The sequence below is a fragment of the Telluria sp. ZB4P34 genome, assembly GCF_059686055.1.
Genome location: NZ_JCASIF010000017.1, coordinates 22232 through 42977, shown reverse-complemented (window position 1 = coordinate 42977; position 20746 = coordinate 22232). Strand labels below are relative to the sequence as shown.

Annotated in this window: 15 protein-coding genes; 7 read left to right on the top strand and 8 right to left on the bottom strand. The window is 66.1% G+C overall.

Annotated elements, in window-relative coordinates; all coding sequences use genetic code 11:
- Positions 1 to 87: 87 nt before the first annotated feature.
- The 4 genes from AC56KL_RS20140 (at position 88) to AC56KL_RS20125 (ending at position 8096) form a co-directional block, all read left to right on the top strand.
- A complete protein-coding gene (locus tag AC56KL_RS20140; protein WP_497181953.1) occupies positions 88 to 4809 on the top strand; it encodes an NAD-glutamate dehydrogenase domain-containing protein in 4722 nt (1573 codons plus the stop codon).
- 4 nt (positions 4810 to 4813) lie between these two features.
- Entirely contained in the window at positions 4814 to 5815 is a 1002-nt protein-coding gene (locus AC56KL_RS20135) for a succinylglutamate desuccinylase (protein WP_497181952.1), read from the top strand.
- 150 nt (positions 5816 to 5965) lie between these two features.
- Entirely contained in the window at positions 5966 to 7078 is a 1113-nt protein-coding gene (locus AC56KL_RS20130) for an NADH:flavin oxidoreductase/NADH oxidase (RefSeq protein ID WP_497181951.1), read from the top strand.
- Positions 7079 to 7217: 139 nt separating this feature from the next.
- Positions 7218 to 8096: a head GIN domain-containing protein gene (locus AC56KL_RS20125; protein WP_497181950.1), complete on the top strand. Its 879-nt coding sequence runs from the start codon at positions 7218 to 7220 to the stop codon at positions 8094 to 8096.
- A 120-nt stretch (positions 8097 to 8216) separates the two neighbouring features.
- Here the strand turns inward: AC56KL_RS20125 and AC56KL_RS20120 are convergent, their stop codons facing one another.
- On the bottom strand, positions 8217 to 9419 hold the full coding sequence (locus AC56KL_RS20120) for a globin domain-containing protein (protein WP_497181949.1): 1203 nt from the start codon (positions 9417 to 9419) through the stop codon (positions 8217 to 8219).
- A gap of 243 nt (positions 9420 to 9662) precedes the next feature.
- Here AC56KL_RS20120 and AC56KL_RS20115 point away from each other — a divergent pair, with 243 nt between their 5' ends.
- Together AC56KL_RS20115 and AC56KL_RS20110 are read left to right on the top strand one after the other, a co-directional pair.
- A complete protein-coding gene (locus tag AC56KL_RS20115; RefSeq protein WP_497181948.1) occupies positions 9663 to 11126 on the top strand; it encodes an APC family permease in 1464 nt (487 codons plus the stop codon).
- Complete coding sequence (locus tag AC56KL_RS20110) at positions 11126 to 11773, top strand: CatA-like O-acetyltransferase (protein ID WP_497181947.1); 648 nt, start codon at positions 11126 to 11128, stop codon at positions 11771 to 11773. Before AC56KL_RS20115 ends, AC56KL_RS20110 begins: the two co-directional genes overlap by 1 nt.
- Here the strand turns inward: AC56KL_RS20110 and AC56KL_RS20105 are convergent.
- The 4 genes from AC56KL_RS20105 to AC56KL_RS20090 form a co-directional block, all read right to left on the bottom strand.
- Complete coding sequence (locus AC56KL_RS20105; protein WP_497181946.1) at positions 11754 to 12842, bottom strand: alpha/beta fold hydrolase; 1089 nt, start codon at positions 12840 to 12842, stop codon at positions 11754 to 11756. The genes AC56KL_RS20110 and AC56KL_RS20105 overlap by 20 nt on opposite strands.
- A 118-nt stretch (positions 12843 to 12960) precedes the next feature.
- Positions 12961 to 15126, bottom strand: a complete 2166-nt coding sequence (locus AC56KL_RS20100) for a S46 family peptidase (protein ID WP_497181945.1) — start codon at positions 15124 to 15126, stop codon at positions 12961 to 12963.
- 134 nt (positions 15127 to 15260) lie between these two features.
- A complete protein-coding gene (cls, locus tag AC56KL_RS20095; RefSeq protein ID WP_497181944.1) occupies positions 15261 to 16547 on the bottom strand; it encodes a cardiolipin synthase in 1287 nt (428 codons plus the stop codon).
- 70 nt (positions 16548 to 16617) lie between these two features.
- Positions 16618 to 16887 (bottom strand): GlsB/YeaQ/YmgE family stress response membrane protein, encoded by a 270-nt coding sequence (locus tag AC56KL_RS20090; protein WP_056336677.1) that lies wholly within the window; start codon positions 16885 to 16887, stop codon positions 16618 to 16620.
- 285 nt (positions 16888 to 17172) lie between these two features.
- Here AC56KL_RS20090 and AC56KL_RS20085 point away from each other — a divergent pair, with 285 nt between their 5' ends.
- A complete protein-coding gene (locus AC56KL_RS20085; RefSeq protein ID WP_497181943.1) occupies positions 17173 to 18678 on the top strand; it encodes a hypothetical protein in 1506 nt (501 codons plus the stop codon).
- A 90-nt stretch (positions 18679 to 18768) separates the two neighbouring features.
- Here AC56KL_RS20085 and AC56KL_RS20080 read toward each other — a convergent pair whose 3' ends face one another.
- From AC56KL_RS20080 to AC56KL_RS20070, 3 genes are read right to left on the bottom strand one after another with little or no spacing between them, the layout of a single operon-like run.
- Positions 18769 to 19344 (bottom strand): YceI family protein, encoded by a 576-nt coding sequence (locus AC56KL_RS20080; RefSeq protein WP_497181942.1) that lies wholly within the window; start codon positions 19342 to 19344, stop codon positions 18769 to 18771.
- A gap of 38 nt (positions 19345 to 19382) precedes the next feature.
- Entirely contained in the window at positions 19383 to 19931 is a 549-nt protein-coding gene (locus tag AC56KL_RS20075; protein ID WP_497181941.1) for a YceI family protein, read from the bottom strand.
- Between the two features lie 8 nt (positions 19932 to 19939).
- Positions 19940 to 20476, bottom strand: a complete 537-nt coding sequence (locus AC56KL_RS20070) for a cytochrome b (protein ID WP_497181940.1) — start codon at positions 20474 to 20476, stop codon at positions 19940 to 19942.
- Between the last annotated feature and the right edge of the window lie 270 nt (positions 20477 to 20746).

Genomic DNA, 20746 nt, shown 5'->3' with positions numbered 1-20746 from the left:
GACGGGACACCCCCGTCCATATAAAGCCAGGGCCGCGCACAGCCACAAGCCTCAGCGCGCCGGGCACACAAACTTTGGAGAAGCAAGATGAAAGACATGCCTCAAGATTTGCGTAACCAGACGCTCGCGCTGGTGAACGCAAACCACGCCGCCGCCGGCGCCAACGCCCAGGTGGGCGCGCTGATCAGCGCGTGGCTCGGATCGCTCGATGACGAAGACCTGGCCGGCACCGCGCCCGAGAGCCTGGCCCCGGTACTGTGGGAAGGTTTCTCGCAGCTGGCCCAGCGCACCGGCCCCGGCTGCCAGATCGCGCAGATGAAGTATTCCGACGCCCGTGGCGGCATGGCCACTGCCCTGCTGATCCTGAACGACGACATGCCTTACCTGGTCGATTCCTTCGTCATGGCCCTGCGCAAGGAGCGCCAGACCGCCGCCGGCGTGATGAACGCCGTGCTGGCCGTGCGCCGTGAAGCGGGCGGCATCGCAACCGCCGTCGGCGAAGCCGGCGCGCCGCTGGAATCGATCGTCCTGATCCTGATGAGCGACGAACTCGAATTCGGCGAACTCGATTCCCTGACCGCACGCATCCGCATGGTCGCCAACGATGCCGCCACCGTGCACCGCGACGCCGTCAAGATGGCCGACCGCATGACCGCCGTCGCCGCCGCCGCCGCAAGTAGCAACAGCGAGGCCGGCAGCGCCGAAGGCCAGGAAGTGGCCGCATTCCTCGAATGGGCCAAGAACGAGGGCTTCGAGCCCTTCGGCTACGCCTACTATGCCGTGAAGGAAGGCGTGCGCGAACTCGAACGCGACATCCCGAGCCGCATCGGCGTGCTTGCCGACACCTCGCACCCGGTCTACGGTACCTGCCTGGCCAATATCCCGGGCGACTTCGAAACCCTGTCGCGCCGCGCCGACACCCTGTCGATCGTGAAAGCCGACGTCGAGGGCACCCTGCATCGCGACCAGCCGCTCGACTTCATCGGCGTGCGCAACACCGACGCCCAGGGGCGCATCCTGGGCGAGCACTGCTTCGTGGGCCTGTTCACCCGCGCCGCCACCGCGACCCCGCTGGCGCGCCTGCCGTTCGCGCGCGGCCGCGTGGCCAAGGTGCTGTCGATCGCCGGCGTGCGCCAGGAAGGCTTCCGCGCCGAGAAGTTCGTCGAGATCCTCGAATCGCTGCCGCGCACCGAAGCGCTGGAAGCCGATCCGGAATGGCTGGCCCAGGTGTGCTCCTCGGTCGTGTCGATGTACAAGCAGCCGCGCCCGAAAGTGTTCGCGCGCCGCGACGTGTATGCGCGCCACCTGAACGTGCTGGTCTACCTGCCGCGCGAGCGCTACAGCGCCGCCGTCGCGGCCAGCCTGGCCTCGGCCCTCAAGAACAGCTCGGGTGCGGTCGATGTGCGCGTCCAGACCCTGGTGGCCGACGGCCCGCTGGCCCGCGTCTACCTGATCGCCCAGGCCGCCCGCTATCCGCTCGACCTCGAGACCGACATCCAGCAGCCGCTGCTGGCGGTGCTGGATGGCTGGCATGACCGCTTCGCCGCCGTCACCAACACCATCGGCGACGCCGGCATGCGCAGCAACCTGCGCAAGCTGGGCAGCAACCTGCCGGTCAGCTTTGTCACCAACACCGCGCCGGAAACCGCCTTCCGCGACCTGCAGGCCGTGCTGAAGAACGGCCTGCACGACCGTGTCGCCGTGCGCGTGGAGCCGGGCGACGCCGCCAATGGCATCGATGCCTCGATCCGCCTGTACTCGGGCGAGAACGTGCCCTCGCTGTCGCGCATCCTGCCGGCCCTGCAGAACGCCGGCATCGCGGTCGACCGCGAGCAGACCTGGACCTTCAAGAATCCGGATGGCGCCATCCACAACGTCACCGCGCTGGCCGTGGACGACGAAAGCGGCGCCAAGCTGGTCAAGCCGGGCATCATCCCGGTGGCCGAGGAACTGTTCACCGCGCTGTTCAACAACGAAGCCGAAGACGGCCGCATGAACGGCCTGACCATCGAAGGCGGCCTGTCGCTGCGCGAAGTGCAGCTGGTGCGCGCCTACATCAGCTACTGGCGCCAGCTCGGCTCGAAGTTCTCGGTGCGCTACATGGCCGAGACCCTGCGCACCCAGCCGGCCCTGGTGAAGGAATTCGTTACCGCCTTCCTGCTGCGCTTCGACCCGAAGCTGGGCGATTCCGAGCACGGCGCCGGCACCGCCAAGCTGTCGGCATTGAAGGCCGGCCTGTCGACCGTCAACCACGCCGACACCGAAGAGATCATGGCCGCGCTGGTCGACCTGGCCCTGGCCACCGTGCGCACCAACTACTTCCAGAACGACGGTGAGAAGATCATCTTCAAGGTCGACACCAGCAACCTGGCGCTGGCGCCGGAGCCGCGTCCGTACCGCGAGATCTATGTGTTCTCGCGCCGCTTCGAAGGCGTGCACCTGCGCGGCGGCCCGGTCGCCCGCGGCGGCCTGCGCTGGTCGGACCGCATGGAAGACTACCGCACCGAAGTACTGGGCCTGGTGAAGGCGCAGATGGTGAAGAACGCCGTCATCGTGCCGGCCGGCTCGAAGGGCGGCTTCGTGTGCAAGCAGATGCCGGCCAATGCAGCGCGTGAAGTGGTGGCGGCGGAAGGCGAAGCCTGCTACCGCGAATTCATCGCCAGCCTGCTGGAAGTGACCGACAACCGCGTGCGCGGCGCCATCGTCCCGCCGGACAACACCGTGCGCCACGACCAGGACGACCCGTACCTGGTGGTGGCCGCCGACAAGGGCACCGCGACCTTCTCGGACATCGCCAACAGCATCGCCGTCAAGCGCGGCTTCTGGCTGGGCGACGCGTTCGCCTCGGGCGGCTCGAACGGCTATGACCACAAGAAGATGGGCATCACCGCCAAAGGCGCGTTCGAAGCGGTCAAGCGCCACTTCTACGAACTGGGCCACGACATGGGCAGCACCCCGGTAACCATGGTCGGCGTGGGCGACATGTCGGGCGACGTGTTCGGCAACGGCGTGCTGCTGTCGCGCCAGCTGAAACTGCTGGCGGCGTTCGACCACCGCCACATCTTCCTGGATCCGACCCCGGACGTCGCAGTCTCGTTCAAGGAGCGCGAGCGCATGTTCGCGCTGCCACGCTCGTCCTGGGAAGACTATGACAAGAGCCTGATCTCGCAGGGCGGCGGCGTGTATCCGCGCACCTCGCGCTCGATCGAGCTGAGCCCGGAAGTGCGTGCTGCCCTGGACATCGAGGAAAGCGCGCTGTCGCCGGAAGAGCTGATGCACCGCATCCTGCTGGCGCCGGTGGACCTGTTCTACAACGGCGGCATCGGCACCTACATCAAGTGCTCGAACGAGACCCACGCCCAGGTGAAGGACCGCGCCAACGACCGCATCCGCGTCAATGGCAACGAACTGCGCTGCAAGGTAGTGGCCGAAGGCGGCAACCTGGGCGCGACCCAGGCCGGCCGTATCGAGTTCGCCCTGGCGGGCGGCCGCATCTTCACCGATGCGATCGACAACTCGGCCGGTGTGGACTGCTCCGACCACGAAGTGAATATCAAGATCTGGCTGGACACCGAAGTCAACGCCGGTGAACTGCCTGAAGCCGACCGCAACCGCATCCTGAACGAGATGACCGGCGCCGTGGAAGACCTGGTCCTGCGCGACAACACGCTGCAGACCCACCTGCTGACCCGCGAGGCGCAGGCGCAGGCCACCGCGTCGACCGTCGACGGCTATGCCGCCCTGATCACGAACCTGGAATCGGAAGGCGCCGTCAACCGCGAACTGGAACAGCTGCCGACCGATACCGAACTGCAGCGCCGCAAGGCCCTGGGCCTGGGCCTGACGGCGCCGGAACTGGCGGTGGTCGTGGCCAATGTGAAGAACCGCTTCAAGCGTACCCTGTCGGCGCTGGACCTGACGAAGGAAACCTGGGCCGAGCCGCTGCTGCGTCCGTACTTCCCGGCCCAGCTGGTCGCCACCCGCAACCCGCTGGACCACCCGCTGGCCAACGCCATCCTGGCGACCGTGCTGGCCAACGAAGCGGTCAACCGCTGCGGTCCGCTGATGCTGCGCGACCTGGCCGCCGAGCACCGTGTGGACGAAACCGAAGTGGTGAAGGCCTGGGCCCGCGCCTGGTCGGCGCTGCACCTGGCGCCGGTGTTCGACGCGCTCGACGCCGATGCCTTGACGGTGCCGCGTGACGTCTCGATGGCGGTCGACACCCGCACCCGTGCGCTGCTGCGCGCCGTGATCGAAGGCGTGCTCTCGCTGCCGGCCGGTACCGACGGCATGGCCGAGCTCTCGACCCTGTTCGGCCAGGCCGACCAGCTGCGTTCGCTGACCCCATCCCGTTCGGAAGCCGACGGCCACAGCGGCCTGCCGACTTCCTTCACCGCGGCCTGGAAGGCGGTCGAGACCATCGAGTCGCTGGCCACCTTCCTGTTCGCGGCGGTGTCGGTCCAGCGTCCGAGCGGCATGAGCCTGGCCCAGTTCCTGCAGGTCGGCATGGCCCTGCGCCAGCAGGCCGGCATCGACACGCTCGAGCGCGGCCTGAAGCTGCCGGCCCAGAGCAAGTCGCAGGAACAGCTGCGCAACTACGCGATGCAGGCCCTGCGCCGCACCCAGCAGCGCCTGCTGCTGCAGGTGATCGAGCGTGCCGGCCAGGGCGGCGACCCGCTGGCAGCCGTCCAGCAGGTCACCGAGGCGCGCGGCCTGAGCGGCTTTGCACAGCCGGTCGAGCTCGAGCAGGCCATGCTGGACGTCTGGGCGCTGTCGGAAGGTTCGAGCCCGGACCGCCTGGCTGCCTGAGCCGATGAGCAGCGCTGCTGACTCAACGCTGCCGGAAGCGGTGCGCGCCCTTGCCGAAGCGGATTTCGGCGCGGTCGCGCAGCGCTTCGCGGAGGCCGGCTTTACTGTCAGCCTGCCGGCGCCCGGCATCCTGAGCGTGAAAGGCGCTGCGCCGGATGCGCAGCGTCCTGCCGTGCTGGTGTCGGTGGGCGTGCATGGCGACGAGACCGGGCCGATCGAGATGGTGGCCTGGCTGATCGAAGCCCTGTCGCGCACCCCGCGTACGCTGGCCGTCGACCTGATGCTGTGCGTCGGAAACATCGACGCGATCGCCCAAGGCAAGCGCTTCATCGATGCGGACCTGAACCGCATGTTCCGTGCGGAGCGCGGGTCGCTGGCCGGCACCGCGGAAGCGGGGCGGGCCGATGCGCTGATCCGGGCGACCTGCGCCTTCTTCGAGGGCGCCGGGCCGCAGCGCTGGCACCTCGACCTGCACACGGCCATCCGGCCCTCGCACTATCCGATGTTCGCGATCGTGCCCGAGATCATTCCGGATGAACCGCGCCGGGCGCTGATCGACTGGCTGGGAGAGGCGGCAATCGGCGCCGTCATCATGAACCCGAAGTCGGTGGGCACCTACAGCTACTACTCGTCGGAGCATCACGGCGCCGCGGGCAGCACCGTCGAGCTGGGGCGGGTCGGGACGCTGGGGCAGAACGACCTGTCGCAGTTCGCCGATGCGTCCGAGGCGCTGGACCGCCTGCTGCGGGGCTTGCCGGCAGCCGCCGGCAAGCCGGCGCCGCACGTGTTCGCGACGGCGCGGCAGGTGATCAAGCTGTCGGACGCTTTCACGATGTCGGTGGGGCGCGAGACCTGGAACTTCGCGCCGATGAAGAAGGGCGAGGTGATCGCCACCGACGGGGATACCGTGTATCGCGTCGAGCATGACGAGGAGCTGGTGGTGTTTCCGAATCCGGACGTGCGGGTGGGCTTGCGTGCAGGGCTGATGGTCACGCGTATCGGCTGATCCAGCCAACTTGGCGGGACGACGGTTTGTCGGCCTGCGACTTCAAAACGTCATCCCGGCGAAGGCCGGGATCCAAGTTCTTCACCGACGTCGCAGCACCAGACTCCCCACCAAGCTAGACTGAAGCCTTTGCCCAAATGCGGAGGCCTCATGAGCAGCATGCTTTTCTCCCCAGTCACCCTGGGCCCCCTGCAACTCCCCAACCGTATCGCGATCGCCCCGATGTGCCAGTACTCGGCCGTCGACGGCCTGCCCACGGACTGGCATACCATCCACCTGGGCGGCCTGGCGCTGTCCGGCGCGGGCCTCCTGATCATCGAAGCCACCGCCGTCACGCCCGAGGGACGCATCTCGCCCGACGACCTGGGCCTGTGGTCCGGCGCCCACCAGGAAGCGCTGGCGCCCGTCATCCGTGCCATGCGCCGCTATTCTCCCATCAAGATCGCCGTGCAGCTGGCCCACGCCGGCCGCAAGGCGTCGACCGCCGTGCCCTGGGAAGGCGGCGCCCAGATCGCGCCAGGCGAGCCGCGCGGCTGGCAGACTGTCGGGCCGTCGCGCCTCGCGCATGCCGACGGCGACGTGCCGCCGATGGCGCTCGACGCCGCCGGGCTGGCGCGCATCAAGCAAGGTTTCGTCGATGCCGCCCGCCGCGTCCAGGCGCTGGGCCTGGACGGCATCGAACTCCACGCCGCGCACGGCTACCTGATGCACCAGTTCCTGTCACCGCTGTCGAATACCCGCGATGACGAATATGGCGGCACGCTCGAGAACCGCATGCGCTTCCCGCTCGACCTATTCGACGCCGTGCGCGCCGCAGTGCCGCGCGGGATGGCGGTGGGCGTGCGCATTTCCGCCACCGACTGGGTCGACGGCGGCTGGGAGATCGAGCAGAGCCTTGCCTTCGCCCGGGCCCTCGAGGAGCGCGGCTGCGACTTCATCCACGTGTCCAGCGGCGGCCTGTCGCCCATGCAGAAGATTCCCGTTGGACCCGGCTACCAGCTCGGGTTCGCCGAGCGCATCAAGCGCGAGACCGGCGTGCCGACCATCGGCGTGGGCCTGATCACCGAGGCCCGCCAGGCGGAAGCCATCCTGCAGCAGGGCCAGGCCGACCTCATCGGCCTGGCGCGCGCCATGCTGTACGACCCGCGCTGGCCATGGCATGCGGCGGCCGAACTGGGCGAGCAGGTGTTTGCGCCGCCGCAGTACTGGCGCTCGCAGCCGCGCGAATACAAGGCGCTGTTCGGCAGCATGCGCGCCGGCTAGGGCGGATCCCGGCGATCGCCGGCGCCGTGATGCCGCAGCTCAGGCAGCGTTTCCTGCAGCTTGTCGCACGGCGCGGGCGGCAGGGCAGGGGTGATTGTTACAGTGCTACCACTCTATAACCACCCTGAAGGATTGACCCATGCGCACGCCACGTACCCTGCTTGCCCTCGCCACCATCGCCGCCATCGCCTCGCTGGGCGGCTGCGCCATCATCGTGTCGCCGAACGACGGCGACGTGCGCATGCGGAGTGTCTTCAGCAGCGACACGGTGGAGGGCGACGGCATCGCGGCGCGCGACCAGCGCCGGGTGGCGGCGCATGGCGAGCTGGAAGTGAGCGGCTCGATGCAGGTCGACGTGCGCGTCGGCCCGGCGCCCTCGCTGCTGGTCGAAGCCGACGGCAACCTGCTGCCCTATATCCGCACCGAAGGGAGCGGCAATACCCTGAAGATCGTTAACGAGCGCCAGCTGCGCAGCAAGACGCCGGTGCGCATCGTCTACACCACGCCGCGCCTGAGCGCCGTGCGCGCGTCCGGCTCGGGCCAGGTCTTCGTACGCGACCTGGCCGGTGCGCCGCTCGAGGTGCGCAAGAGCGGCTCCGGCCAGGTACGCCTGGCAGGCAAGGTGGACAGCCTGCACGCACGCGTGAGCGGCTCGGGCGTTCTCGATGCGGGTGAATTGAGCAGCGCCAGCGCGGACCTGGGCCTGGCGGGTTCCGGCCGCATGACCATCGGCCAAATCCGCGGCGACTATGTGCGCGCCAGCGTGGCCGGTTCGGGCGCCCTGCAGGCCGGCGGCGCGGTGCGCTCGCTGAATGCGCGCGTCGCGGGCTCGGGCAGCCTCGACCTGGCGGGCCTGACGACCCAGGATGCCGACCTGGCGGCAGACGGTTCCGGCGGCATCCGCGCCACCGTGAAGCAGTCGCTGATCGCCCACGGCGGCGGTTCGGGCGGCATCCGCGTGTACGGCCACCCGGCGCAGCGCAGCGTCAGCGGCCGCAACGTGCATCTGCTGGATTGATTTTGTAGGGTGGTCGGCTCTGCCGACCGGGCGTCCAGCTCCACCCGGCTTTGTGGCAACGCATCCGTCAGTTGAACGCGCGGTCGGCGAAGCCGACCACCCTACGAGAAACGATGCATCCTAGAGCAGGTTGTCGAGCAGGTCCGGACCGAACACCTCGCGGTGCAGGCGGCTTGCCGGGGCGCCGGCCGCCAGCAGCGCATGCCACTGCGCCTGCATGAAGGGCAGCGGGCCGCACAGGTAGACGTCGGTCTCGCTGCGTGGCCACGACGGCAGGCGCTCGAGCGCCATCTTGCCCTTCAACACGCCCGCTGCCTCTTCCTCTTCATAGAAGCTCACCACCTGCAGGTGCGGCATGCGCGCCTGCGCGGCGGCGACGTCCGCCTGGTGCGCGTGGTGCGCAGCATTGCGTGCGGCGTGGGCGAAGATCACGCGGCGCTCCGGATTCACCATCGCGATGCGGTTCAGCGCCGAGATCATCGGCGTGATGCCGACGCCGGCCGACAGCAGCACGATCGGCTCGTTCGATTCGGTATCGGGCAGGAAGTCGCCGAACGGGTGGCTCACGTGCAGCACGCCGCCCACGTTCACGTTCTTGTGCAGCCAGGTCGACACCTCGCCGGCCGGATGTGCACTGCCATCTTCGCGCTTGACCGAAATGCGCAGGCTGTCCTTGCCCGGCGTGGCGACGCCCGGCGCATCCGACAGGCTGTACTGGCGTAGCTGGCGGCGGCCGTCCGCGAAGTCCACGGCCACGCTCACATACTGGCCCGCCTTGAAGGGCGGCAGGGCGCCGCCATCGAGCGGATTGAACCGGATCGAAATCACGTTGTCGCTCTCGCGCACCACCTCCGTCACGCGCATCGCGCGCGTTTCGCCCGGCTGCACCCCGGCTTCCTCGTACATCTTCGCTTCCGCATCGATCAAGAGGCGCGCCAGCGAGGTATAGGCTTCTTCCCAGGCCTTCAGCAGGGGCTCGGTGGCGGCATCGCCCAGCACCGTCTTGATCGCGCCGAGCAGGTGGTGGCCGACGATCGGGTAATGGTCGGCGCGGATGCCCACCGAGGCGTGCTTGTGCACGATGCGGTTCACCACCGGGCCGAGGGCCGCGGCATGGCCGATGTTGGCGGCGTAGGCGAACACCGCCGACGCCAGCGACTGCTGCTGCACGCCGCTGGCCTGGTTGCCCATGTTGAACAGGTTCTTCAGCTCCGGATGGGCCTCGAACATGCTGCGGTAAAAGAGGGTGGTGATGGCCAGGCCGTGCTCGCGCAGGACGGGAACCGATGCGTCGATGTAGGGGCGGGAAGCGCTCGAGATCATGCTGTTTCCTATATTGATGTATTGAGATTACATGTTTAAGGCCAAAAAATGGTCCGGACTGGATGGGGAATCAGTGCGGACGCAGCCATTCTATCAAAAGATGTTCTTTAAATGTATCTTTGCGCAAACTATTTTATTGAGACAACGCAAAACCCCTATAATCGCTGGTTTGATTGGCGGTTCATATCGCTGCCGACGTGAGACAACTGCGCGGCGACGGGCCGCGCCACCAAAGGACATGCCGTGAATTTGACCCTGGGCCAAAAGCTGATCCGTACCAAACAGGCTGAACGTCACCATGACGAAGACGGCACGGGCGGCGGCCTGCAACGGTCGCTCGGCCTGTTCCCGCTGACCATGATCGGCGTCGGCGCCACTATCGGCACCGGCATCTTCTTCACGATGGTCGAGGCGGTGCCGAAGGCCGGTCCGGCCGTGATCCTCTCCTTCCTGCTGGCCGCCGTCACCGCCGGCCTGACCGCGCTGTGCTACGCCGAATTGGCCGGCCGCGTGCCGGCCGCGGGTTCCTCGTATTCCTTCGCCTATGCCACCGTGGGCGAGTTTGCCGCCTTCATCGTCGCCGCCTGCCTGCTGCTCGAATACGGCCTGGCGGGAAGCGCCGTGGCGATCGGCTGGTCCGACTACCTGAACAACTTCCTGGTGAATGCCTTCGGCTGGGAGATCCCGGCGCACCTGCGCTCGCCAATGTTCGTATCGGATCACCACAATCTTCAAGTCAATCCCGGCAACGTCAACCTGCCGCCGATCATCCTGGTGGCGATGTGCTGCCTCCTGCTGATCCGCGGCACCAGGGAGTCGGCGACCACCAATGCCGTCATGGTGATCATCAAGCTGGCCATCCTGGTCTTCTTCGCCGCGATCGCGCTCACCGGTTTTGACAGCGCCAACTTCACCCCCTTCTTCAACCCCGATGCGGCCAGCGGCTATGTCGGCATGGCCGGCGTGACCGCCGCCGCCGGCACCGTGTTCTTCTCCTTCATCGGCCTGGACACGATTGCCACCGCCGGCGAGGAAGTCAACAACCCGCGCCGCAACGTCCCGATCGGGATCCTGGCCGCGCTCCTGATCGTCACCGTGTTCTACATGCTGGTGGCGGTGGCCGCGATGGGCGCCCAGCCTTCGCACATGTTCGCGGGCCAGGAAGCCGGCCTGTCGGTGATCCTGCAGAACGTCACCGGCCAGGCCTGGCCGGCGCTGGTGCTGTCGGCGGGCGCCGTGGTGTCGGTGTTCTCGGTGACCCTGGTGACGATCTACGGCCAGACCCGCATCCTGTACGCCATCAGCCGCGACGGCCTGATCCCGAAGACTTTCCAGAAGGTGAACAAGCGCACCCAGGCGCCGGTCAGCAATACGGTCATTGTTTGCGTCGTGGTAGGCGCGGTGGCCGGCCTGGTCGACTCTGGTTTCCTGTGGGACATGGTGAGCATGGGTACGCTGACCGCCTTCATCGTCGTGTCGATCGCGGTGCCGGTGATCCGCGCCAAGCAGGGCCGCGGCGAACCGGGCGCCTTCCGCGTGCCCTTCGGTCCCTACGTGATCCCGGGCCTGTCGATTGCGGCCTGCCTGTACATCATGAAGGACCTGTCGCCCGCCACCTTCCGCGTGTTCTTCATCTGGATTGGCGTGGCCGTGGCCACCTACTTCCTGTACAGCGTGCGTCACAGCCGCCTGAACAAGGCCCAGTAATGGAGCTGTTCGACAGGCGGCGCGACCGCTTCGCGCTGTTCGATGCGATGGACAGCGCCGCGGTGAACATCTGCTTCCCGCTCGAGCTGCCGGACTTCCGGCCCTGGTGCAAGGAACAGGGCCTGGCGCCCTTCCACGTGCTGCTGTATGCGGTGCTGCGTTCGGTGCTGAAGGTGGAGAACTTCCGCTACCGCATCCTCGACGGCGAAGTGATCCGCATCGAGCGCCTGATGCCATCCTTCACCGTGGTCAACCAGCACAATGACCTGAACTTCGCCCAGTTCGACTGGAGCGACGAGCTGCGCGAATTCGTCGCACGCGGCATCGCGGCGCGCGAGGAAGCCGGCAGCATGGCGGCGCTGAACATGGAGTACGCCGCCCGCACGCCGCTGCAGGCGAAGGAGCAGGTGTTCGTCACCTGCATTCCCTGGCTGGCGTTTACTTCGATCCAGCATCCGAGCGCCTCGATCCAGCAGCCCGACATTCCGTCCTTCGCCTGGGGCAAGTACCGTGACGCCGCCAACGGCCGTTTGGAACTGCCGTTCTCGGCGCAGGCCCACCACGGCTTCGTCGACGGTTTTCATATCCACCAGCTGGCCCGGCAGATTGCGGCCGAGCTGGAAGCGATTATTTCGCCAGCGGCCTGACCACCTCCAGCAGGCTGACCAGGGTCTTGCCCGGCTCTTCCCACGGCACCATGTGCGCAGAGCGCTCGAACCAGACGACGCGCTTGTAGGGCGCGTCGACCTTCTCCATCCAGCTGGCCGTCGGCGCCGCCGGTGTCGTGTAGTCGTGGCGGCCCAGGAGCATCACGACCGGGATCGGGAAGCGCTTCACGTTTGAAAAATCGACATCGAGGAACTCGGGCAGCACGCGGCCCAGGGTCAACACGTTGCCCCTGTCGATGTCCTTTACCTGGCTCGGGGTGTACTCGGGCGAGAGCAGCGGCCCGCGGAAGAAGTAGCCGGACTCGCTGCGGAAGGCCGACAGGCCGCCGTAGTGCTGCGGCCACTTGCGGGCGATGATGATGCGTTCGCGCGTGATCGGCTGGTCGCCGGGGTAGGGGGCGATCGAGGCCATCTCCCTGACGGCCTGGACATTGTTCTCGCGCCTGGCGCGCTCGTAGGCGTAGTCGAAGCTGATGCGTTCGTTCTCGCGCACGTTCAGCACCTGGCCGATGCCCACGTAGGCATGGAACAGGTCGGGACGCCTGAGCGCCGCCTGCATGCCGACGACGGTGCCCCAGCTGTGGCCCATCAGGATGAGCTTGCGCTTGCCGTAGCGCGCCTTCAGGTGTTCGGCCACCTCGATGGCATCCAGGACGTAGCGCTCGATGCGGATGGTCCCGGCGACTGCCGCGGGATCGGCTTCGGCGTAGCTCTTGCCGGCGCCGCGCTGGTCCCAGTTCGCCACGGTGAAATATTCCTCTATCGGACGCTGGAACTGCCACATGGTCGGCGTCACCGGCGAGGCCGGGCCGCCGTGCACGAACAGGATCATCGGGTTGCCGCGGTCCTGGCCGCGCACATTGAGCCACTGGTCGACGCCGCCGATGCGCGTCTTGTACGACTCCTGTACGCCGGTCGGGGCGCTGATGCGAGTCAGGTCTTCGATGATGGCGCGCGATGCCGCATACTGATCGGGGGCTTCCTGCGCCAGGGAGCCGGAGCATGCCAGCGCGAGCAGCGCGCCGCAGTATAAGCAGGTCTTCGTCATGCGTGTCCTTTCGCTTGCAGTCGGTCGATGAGAGCAGCATAGCGAGACAGGAACAAAAAAGCCACGCGGCCTTGCGGCGGCGTGGCTTCAGGGAGCGCCCGCAGGCGCCACACCGTGCTTATTGCACGCCCATTTCCTTCAGCAGGTTGTCGGCCTTGTCCACATGCTTCATGTTCCACAGCATGTAGCGGCTGTCGACCTGGATCGAGCGGGTCATGGCCTTGTTGAAGTCCCAGTCCGAGATGATCGAATCCAGGGTGCCGTCGAAGGCCAGGCCGATCAGCTCGCCCTTCGCGTTCAGTGCGGCCGAACCCGAGTTGCCGCCGGTGATGTCCAGCGTCGCCAGGTAGTTGACCGGCACGGTCTTCAGCTTCGGATCGACGTACTTGCCGAAGTCCTTGGCCTGGATCGCCGCCAGCTGGGCTGCCGGTGCGTTGAACTCGCCTTCGCCGGTGTGCTTGGCCACGATGCCCTTCGGGGTCGTGAACGCGGTCCAGGAACCGGTGCCGTCGGCGCCGACGTCACGACCGGCGACCTTGCCGAAGGTGACGCGCAGGGTGCCGTTGGCGTCCGGGTAGACGGCCTGGCCCTTGCTGTTCATGTAGGCGATCTTGGCGCGCATGTAGTTGCCGTAGGCTTGCTGGATCTTGCCTGCCAGTTCCTCTTCCTTGGCTTCATCGCGCATCGACGCGTCGTACATGGCGACGGCGGCCTTGATGAAGCTGTCGTTCGAGGCCTGGAATTCGGCCGGCGACTTCTTCAGCCAGGCGGCGCGCTCTTCCTTGTTTGCCAGCCTGGAACCGGCGTAGATGCGGTCCAGCGCGGCCTTCAGCTCGGCCTCGCTCATGCCGTGACGGATGCCCAGCGCGGCGTCGAAGGCGGCGTCATGCTCGGCAGCCGGCTGCGCGTTGTACTTGGTGAGGAAGTTCAGCACCAGCGCCTTGTCGACCTTTTCGTCGTAGGTGCGGTCCTGGCCGGCGATGACCGAATTCCAGCGCGGCATGTCGCGTTCCTGGAAGCCGGTCTTGCGCTCGGCGTTCGGCTTGGTGCGCTCGTTGGCCAGGCGGTACAGCGAGCGGGCCGAAGACAGGAAGCGCGGCTGGGCGTAGTTCAGGTAGAAGCCCTTCTTGGCGTTGGCGTCGCGCTCGGCGATCAGCTGTTCGGCCGCTTCGATGTCGGCGGCGTACTGCGCCTTGCGGGCCGGGTTGGCGTTCACCCAGGCCTTCAGGGCCTTGTGCTCGGCCGTCTTGCGCTGCAGGAAATCGCTGCTCGCGTACGAGGTCAGCATGCCCTTGCGGTTCTTGTAGTAGTTGTTGACGCTGGCGATCTGGCCGGCGTACTTCAGCTTGGCGGCCGGGTCGTTCTTGGTCTCGCGCTCGATGATCGCCAGGGTCTCGCCCGATGCCGCAACGAAGGCCGGGTAGTTCCAGTCGAAGGTCGAGGCGACTTCCGACGGCAGGCGGTGGCGGTTGGTGCGGCCCGGGTAACCCAGCACCATGACGAAGTCGCCTTCCTTGGCGCTGGCGCTCGGGTCCGCGATCTTCAGCACATGCTTCGGCTGGTAAGGCACGTTGTCCTTCGAGAACTCGGCGGCCTTGCCGTCCTTGCTCACGTAGGCCCGGTAGAAGCCGTAGTCGCCGGTGTGGCGCGGCCACATCCAGTTGTCGGTGTCGCCGCCGAACTTGCCGACGCCGGCCGCCGGCGCGTGCACCAGGCGCACGTCGCGGATCTCGAGCTGCTTCAGGCGGTAGAACTCCAGGCCGCCGTAGTAGCTGGCCACGGTGCAGCGGTAGCCGGCTGCCTGTTCGCATTCGGCCACCAGCTTCTTCTGGTTCTTCTCGATGGCGTCGATGCGCGCCTTGCCGCTCAGCTTGGCGACTTCAGGGGTGATGATCTGGTTGGTGACGTTTGCCACTTCCTCGGTCACGTAGACGCGGCTGCCTGGGGCGGCCGGCAGTTCTTCTGCGAAGCTCTTGGCCAGGAAGCCATTGGCCAGCAGGTCGCGTTCCGGGGTCGAGTTGACGGCGATGCTGTTGTAGATGCAGTGGTGGTTGGTGACGACCAGGCCCTGCGGCGAAACGAACGAGGCCGAGCAGCCGCCCAGGCTCACGATCGCGCCCATCGGGAATTCGGTCAGCTTGGTCAGGGTTGCCGGGTCGAGCTTGAGGCCGGCGGCTTTCAGTTGCTTGGCTACTTGTGGCAGCTGCTGCGGCATCCACATGCCTTCGTCCGCGTGTGCGGCGAAGCTGGTGAGGATGGCCAGCGAGAGGAGGGTCTTTTTCATTCGCGTCTGTCTTTATGGGAGATGGGAACACTCTTGGGCTCCGCGGAGCATCCGTGAGTATCCGTAATCCCCATGTGCATCGTCAACCACTATTTCGTACGGACAAACACACTGTTTTCCAATGGAAACTCGTCCTACAACTGTGCGCTGAACACGGAGGCCAGGCCCGTCGTCAGGCGCTTCCACCAGGACCGTTCGCGGAATTCGACTGTGGTCACCGGGTTCGAGCGCCGCCAGTCGTCCTCGAAGATGGCGGTCTGTTCGCGCGCGAAGCCCTCGTGCAGGACGTTGAGGTTGGCCTCGTCGTTGATGCTGAAGGAACGGTTGTCGAAGTTGGTCGAGCCGACCGACACCAGCAGGTTGTCGACGATCAGGGCCTTCACGTGATACATCGTGGGCTGGTATTCGGCCAGCTTGACGCCCGCAGCCAGCAGGTCGCCCCAGCGCTCGCGCGAGGCGGCCTTGACCAGGTCCGAATCGATGATCTCGCCGGGCATCAGGATGCGCACCCGCACGCCGCGCCGCGCCGCGTCGATCAGGGTGCGGATGGTGAGGTCGTCGGGCACGAAGTAGGCCGCCGACAGGTCGATGGTCTTGCGCGCCGAGGTGATCGCCATCAGGTACATCAGGTGCATCGACTCGGCGCCGCCGGTAGGCGAGCTGGAAAACATCTGGGCCGGCATGTCGCCCATGTGCTGCAGGGCCGGGAAGTAATCGGCGCCGTCGAGCACGGTGCCCGTGGCCTTGGTCCAGTTGTCGTTGAAGACGGCCTGCACCTGGCCGACCACCGGCCCCTGGATACGGAAATGCGTGTCGCGCCAGTGATCCTTGTCCTGGGCATTGCCGCGCCACTGGTCGGCGATGCCGACTCCGCCCGTGAAGCCGACCTTGCCGTCGACGACAAGCAGCTTGCGGTGGGTGCGGTTGTTCATGCGCGCCAGCTTCCACCAAACCGGCTTGTGGTAGCGCTGCACCTGCACGCCGGCCTGTTTCATGGCGTCGATCTGGGCCAGGTCCAGCTTGATGCTGCCCATGAAATCGAGCATGACGTGCACCTTGACGCCGGCGCGGGCCCGTTCGATCAGGGCCTCGGTGAATTCGCGTCCGATCGTGCCTGACCAGTAGATATAGGTTTCGAAGGTAATGGTTTTTTCTGCCGAGCGGATCGCTTCCAGCATGGCCGGGAAGATCTGGTCGCCATTGAGCAGGACCTCGACCTTGTTCCCTTCGAGGATGGGCGGACCGAGCAGGACGCCAAGCGAGCGGCGGAACTGCGGGTCATTGGTGTCGTACTGCCGGGTCAGGCGGGTCTCGATTTGCGTTTCGCTCGGCATGAAATTGAGCGCGAGCACGCCAACGACCAGCGTGAGCGCGGCCGTGACGAGGATGGTCCAGAATCTTTTGGGTGACAGTAGGGACATACGGGATTGCAGGCGTAAAAAAACCAACGCATGAAGCGTTGGTTTTTAGAAAGAGCTAATCACTTGCTGATTAACGAACGCGGCCGCGACGCAGCAGGTTCACGATAGCCAGCAGGATGACAGCACCCAGGAACGAAACGAGCAGCGACGAAACGCTGAAGTCGTCGGAGTTGATGGTACCGGTGCCGAACAGCGGCGACAGGAGCCAGCCACCCAGGAAGGCGCCGATGATACCAACCACAACGTTGAGAATCATGCCTTGTTCTGCATCGGTTTTCATGACCATGCTGGCGAGCCAGCCCAGAATGCCACCGACAACGATCCAAATGATGAATAACATGGTGTACCTCCTTCAAGTGTAAGAAAACATACCCCCAGGCCGATTGAATTGCCGTGGCCATGGAGAAAAGTCTAGAGACCAGTCCCCTTCAGGTCGGTGCGGCAACGAACGTTAGACGGCGAATCTGCAAGCCTGTTCAGGCGCCACGAACTGTTGAGCAAAAAGAATCGGGTAGGGTGCGTCAGCGAACAGAAGAGGTGCGTTGCGGCGCATAAGGTTTCAACACTTGCAAGTCCAATTTCCGTTTGCAGGACCCAGCACCTGAACCTTCTGAAAGGATTCGCCATGAGCAACTACGATTCGAATAACAACCAGAATTCCCGCATGGTTACCGGCCTGTTCCCTGACCGTGCCAGCGCAGAACGCGCCTACAGCTCGATCTCGACCCGCGGCTACAGCAAGGACGACGTCAACCTGATGATGTCGGACGATGCACGCAAGACCCATTTCGCCGACACCGACACTGAGCTGGGCAGCAAGGCCGCCGAAGGCGCCGGCATTGGCGCCGGCATTGGCGGCACCATTGGCGCCGTGCTCGCAGGCATCGCCGCCGTCGGCACCACCCTGGTGCTGCCGGGCGTCGGCCTGGTGGTGGCCGGCCCGCTGGCAGCGGCCCTGGCCGGCGCCGGCGCCGGCGGTATCACCGGCGGCCTGATCGGTGCACTGATCGGCGCCGGCATTCCGGAAGACCGTGCTGCCCACTATGAAGAAGGCATCAAGCGCGGCGGCATCGTGATGGGCGTGAATGCCCGTTCGGACGAAGATGCACGCCACATCGAGCAATCGTTCACCGACAATGGCGGTAGCCATGTGATCGGCGCCGGCATCGGCGCCCTGGGCGGCGCAGCAGCGGGCGCCGCGATCGGCTCGGCAGCCGGCCCGATCGGCACCGTGGCCGGCGCCGCCATCGGCGCGGTCACCGGCGGCATGGCCGGCAAGGGCGTGGGTGAAGTCGTCAATCCGAAGTCGGGCGACGACCTGTCGCAACACTACCTGGCCAAGGGCACCGGCGCCGGCACCGGCGCGGCAGTCGGCGCCATGGCAGGCGCAGCGGCGGGTCCGATCGGCATGGCGGCCGGTGCGGTGGTCGGCGGCCTGGCGGGCGGCGCAGCCGGCCGCGGCGCGGGCGAAGTGGTGAACCCGAAGGCAAGCGACGACCTGAACGACCATAACCTGGCGCAGGGCGTGGGTGCGGGTGGCGGCGCCGCCGCCGGCGCCGCGGTCGGCTCGGTGGCTGGTCCGATCGGCACCGCTGCGGGCGCGGTGATCGGCGGCCTGGCAGGGGGCGCTGCCGGCCGGGGGACGGGCGAAGTCGTCAACCCGAAGCCGGGCGACGAACTGCGTGACCACCACCTGGCGACCGGCGCCACTGCGGGCGCAGGCGCCGTCGTGGGCGGCACGGTGATCGGCGGCGCCGTCGGCGGCCCGCTGGGTGCGGTGGCCGGCGCCGGCATCGGCGCAGCGATCGGCGGCATGGCCGGCAAGGGGGTGGCCAAGATGGTCAACCCGGCCGAGGAAGATGCCCACTGGCGCGGCCAGTACCAAACCCAGCCGTACTACACCCCGGGCTACACCTACGACGACTACCAGCCGGCCTATGCGCTGGGCTATAACTCGGCGGGCCGGTATCCGGGCAACTACGACATGCACGAGCAGGAACTGTCGACCGAGTGGGAACGCAGCAAGGGCAATTCGCGCCTGAGCTGGGACCAGGCCAAGCACGCTTCGCGCGCTGCATGGCACAAGGTCGAGCGCGCCGTCCCGGGTGACGCCGACCGCGACGGCCGTTAAGCAGTCATTGCGCCGCCCGCATCCGGTGGCGCAGGAATGAAAAAAGCCTCGGGGCCTTGCGGCGCCGAGGCTTTTTCCATGGAAAAGCGATTACTGCTTGACCGCTTCCACCTGGATCGCCAGCTTCACTTCCGGCGAGAAGGCCGGCAGGCCGAAGGTGATGCCGTAGTCGCCGCGATTGAAGGTAGCGCTGGCGTCCGCGCCGCACACTTCACGCTTCAGGCGCGGGTGCATGACGCACTTGAATTTGTTGATGGTCAGGGTCAGCGGCTTGGTCACGCCGTGCAGGGTCAGCTCGCCCGCTGCCGAGGTGGGCACGTCGCCGGTGAAGGTAATCGACTTGGCCTTGAAGGTCGCGGTCGGGAATTTCTCGACATCGAAAATGTCCGCCTTTTTGGCGTGCGCGTTCATGCCGTCATGGCCAAAGTCGATGCTGGTAGTGTCGATGACGATGTCGATGCTGCCGGTCTTGGCGGCGCGGTCCAGGGTCACGGTGCCGTCGGTCTTGTTGAACTTGCCGCGCCAGACCGAGATGCCCATGTGGTCGGCCTCGAAGCTCGGGTAGGTGTGGTTCGGGTCGATCTTGTAGGTGTCGGCGGCAAAGGCGAAGCCGGCGCCGAGGGTGCTCGAAGCGGCCAGGGCGGCGATCAGGTGCTTGATTTTCATAAGACTATTCCTTGCTGAAGTGTTGAGGTGAGTTGCTGTTACTGGGCTGCGACGCGGAACTTGATGACAACCTCATCGGCGACCATGCTCGTGTCCTTCCACTCGTCCTCGCCGATGTTGAAGGCCAGTCGCTTGATCGGCAGCTGTCCTTCGAATACCTGTTTTCCCGCTTCCGTCTTCACGCTCAGGGGGAAGTTTACGTTGGCGCTGCGGCCCTTGATGGTCAGCTTGCCGGCCACGTTGAGCTTGCCTGCGCCGGCCGGCGTGATCGCGGTCGACACGAAGCTCGCCTTCGGGAATTGCGCGGTATTGAACCATTCCTTCTTGGTGACTTCCTTGTTGTAGTCCGGGTCGCCCAGGTCGAGGCTGGCCGTCTGAATCTCGACCGCCGCCTTCGATGCGGCCGGCTTGGCGGCGTCGTAGTCGATCTGCGCGGTGAACTGCTTGAACTTGGCCTCGACCGGCACCCCCATCTGCTTGAAGGTGGCCGTCACGCTGCTTTTCGCAGGATCGGTCTTCAGCGGCGCGGCGCCGACGAGGGCGCTGGCAAACAGGGAAGCCAGCAGCAGGCTCTTGATTGGTTTCATCGACACTCCTAACGGGAAGAAAAAGGCAGCATGCGCGCCATCACCCCGTCGCGATGGACGAGCAGGTGCTTGAACGCGGCCGCCACGTGCAGGCCGACGAGCAGGGCCAGCAGCATGTTGAGCCAGTAGTGGACATCCTTCAATGCAAGTTTCAGGGCCGGGTCCGGCTGGATGAGCACCGGCAGCTCGAGCACGCCGAACCAGACGATCGGATAGCCGCTAGCCAGGCTGTAGAAGTAGCCGGACAGGGGCACCGCGAACATCAGGATGTACAGCAGCCAGTGCAGGCCGTGGGCCGCACCGCGCTGCCAGGCCGGCATCTCGTCGGCGTAGGCGGGCGGGTGGCGCAGCAGCCGCCACAGCAGGCGCAGCGCAGCCAGCCCGAGTACGGTGACGCCGGCCCATTTGTGCCAGTTGAAGTATTTGAGCTTGGTGGGCGTGATGCCGGGGATATCGGTCATCACCAGTCCGAGCGTGAACGTCCCAATGATCAGCAGCGCGATCAGCCAGTGCAGGACGATGGCCGTAGTGGTGTAGCGATGCATAAAGATTTGTTTTTGGAAAGTTGTACGCGTTAGAACTAACTATACCAGTCTTTACCATATGCCGCTGCCAGGTGCTTTTTCCGCTCAGAACACTAGCACGGATTGAAAAACTGCACAGGCATGGCTGGCGGAATGTAAAATCCGGGCAATATTCATTTATTAGACATTACTGGCGTCATGATTCGGTGCCAGAAAACAATATGCTTACCCATCCAAGCACGCCTTGTTCGCCATCCCTCGCGCTGAAACGTATTGCCGTCGCCTGCCTCG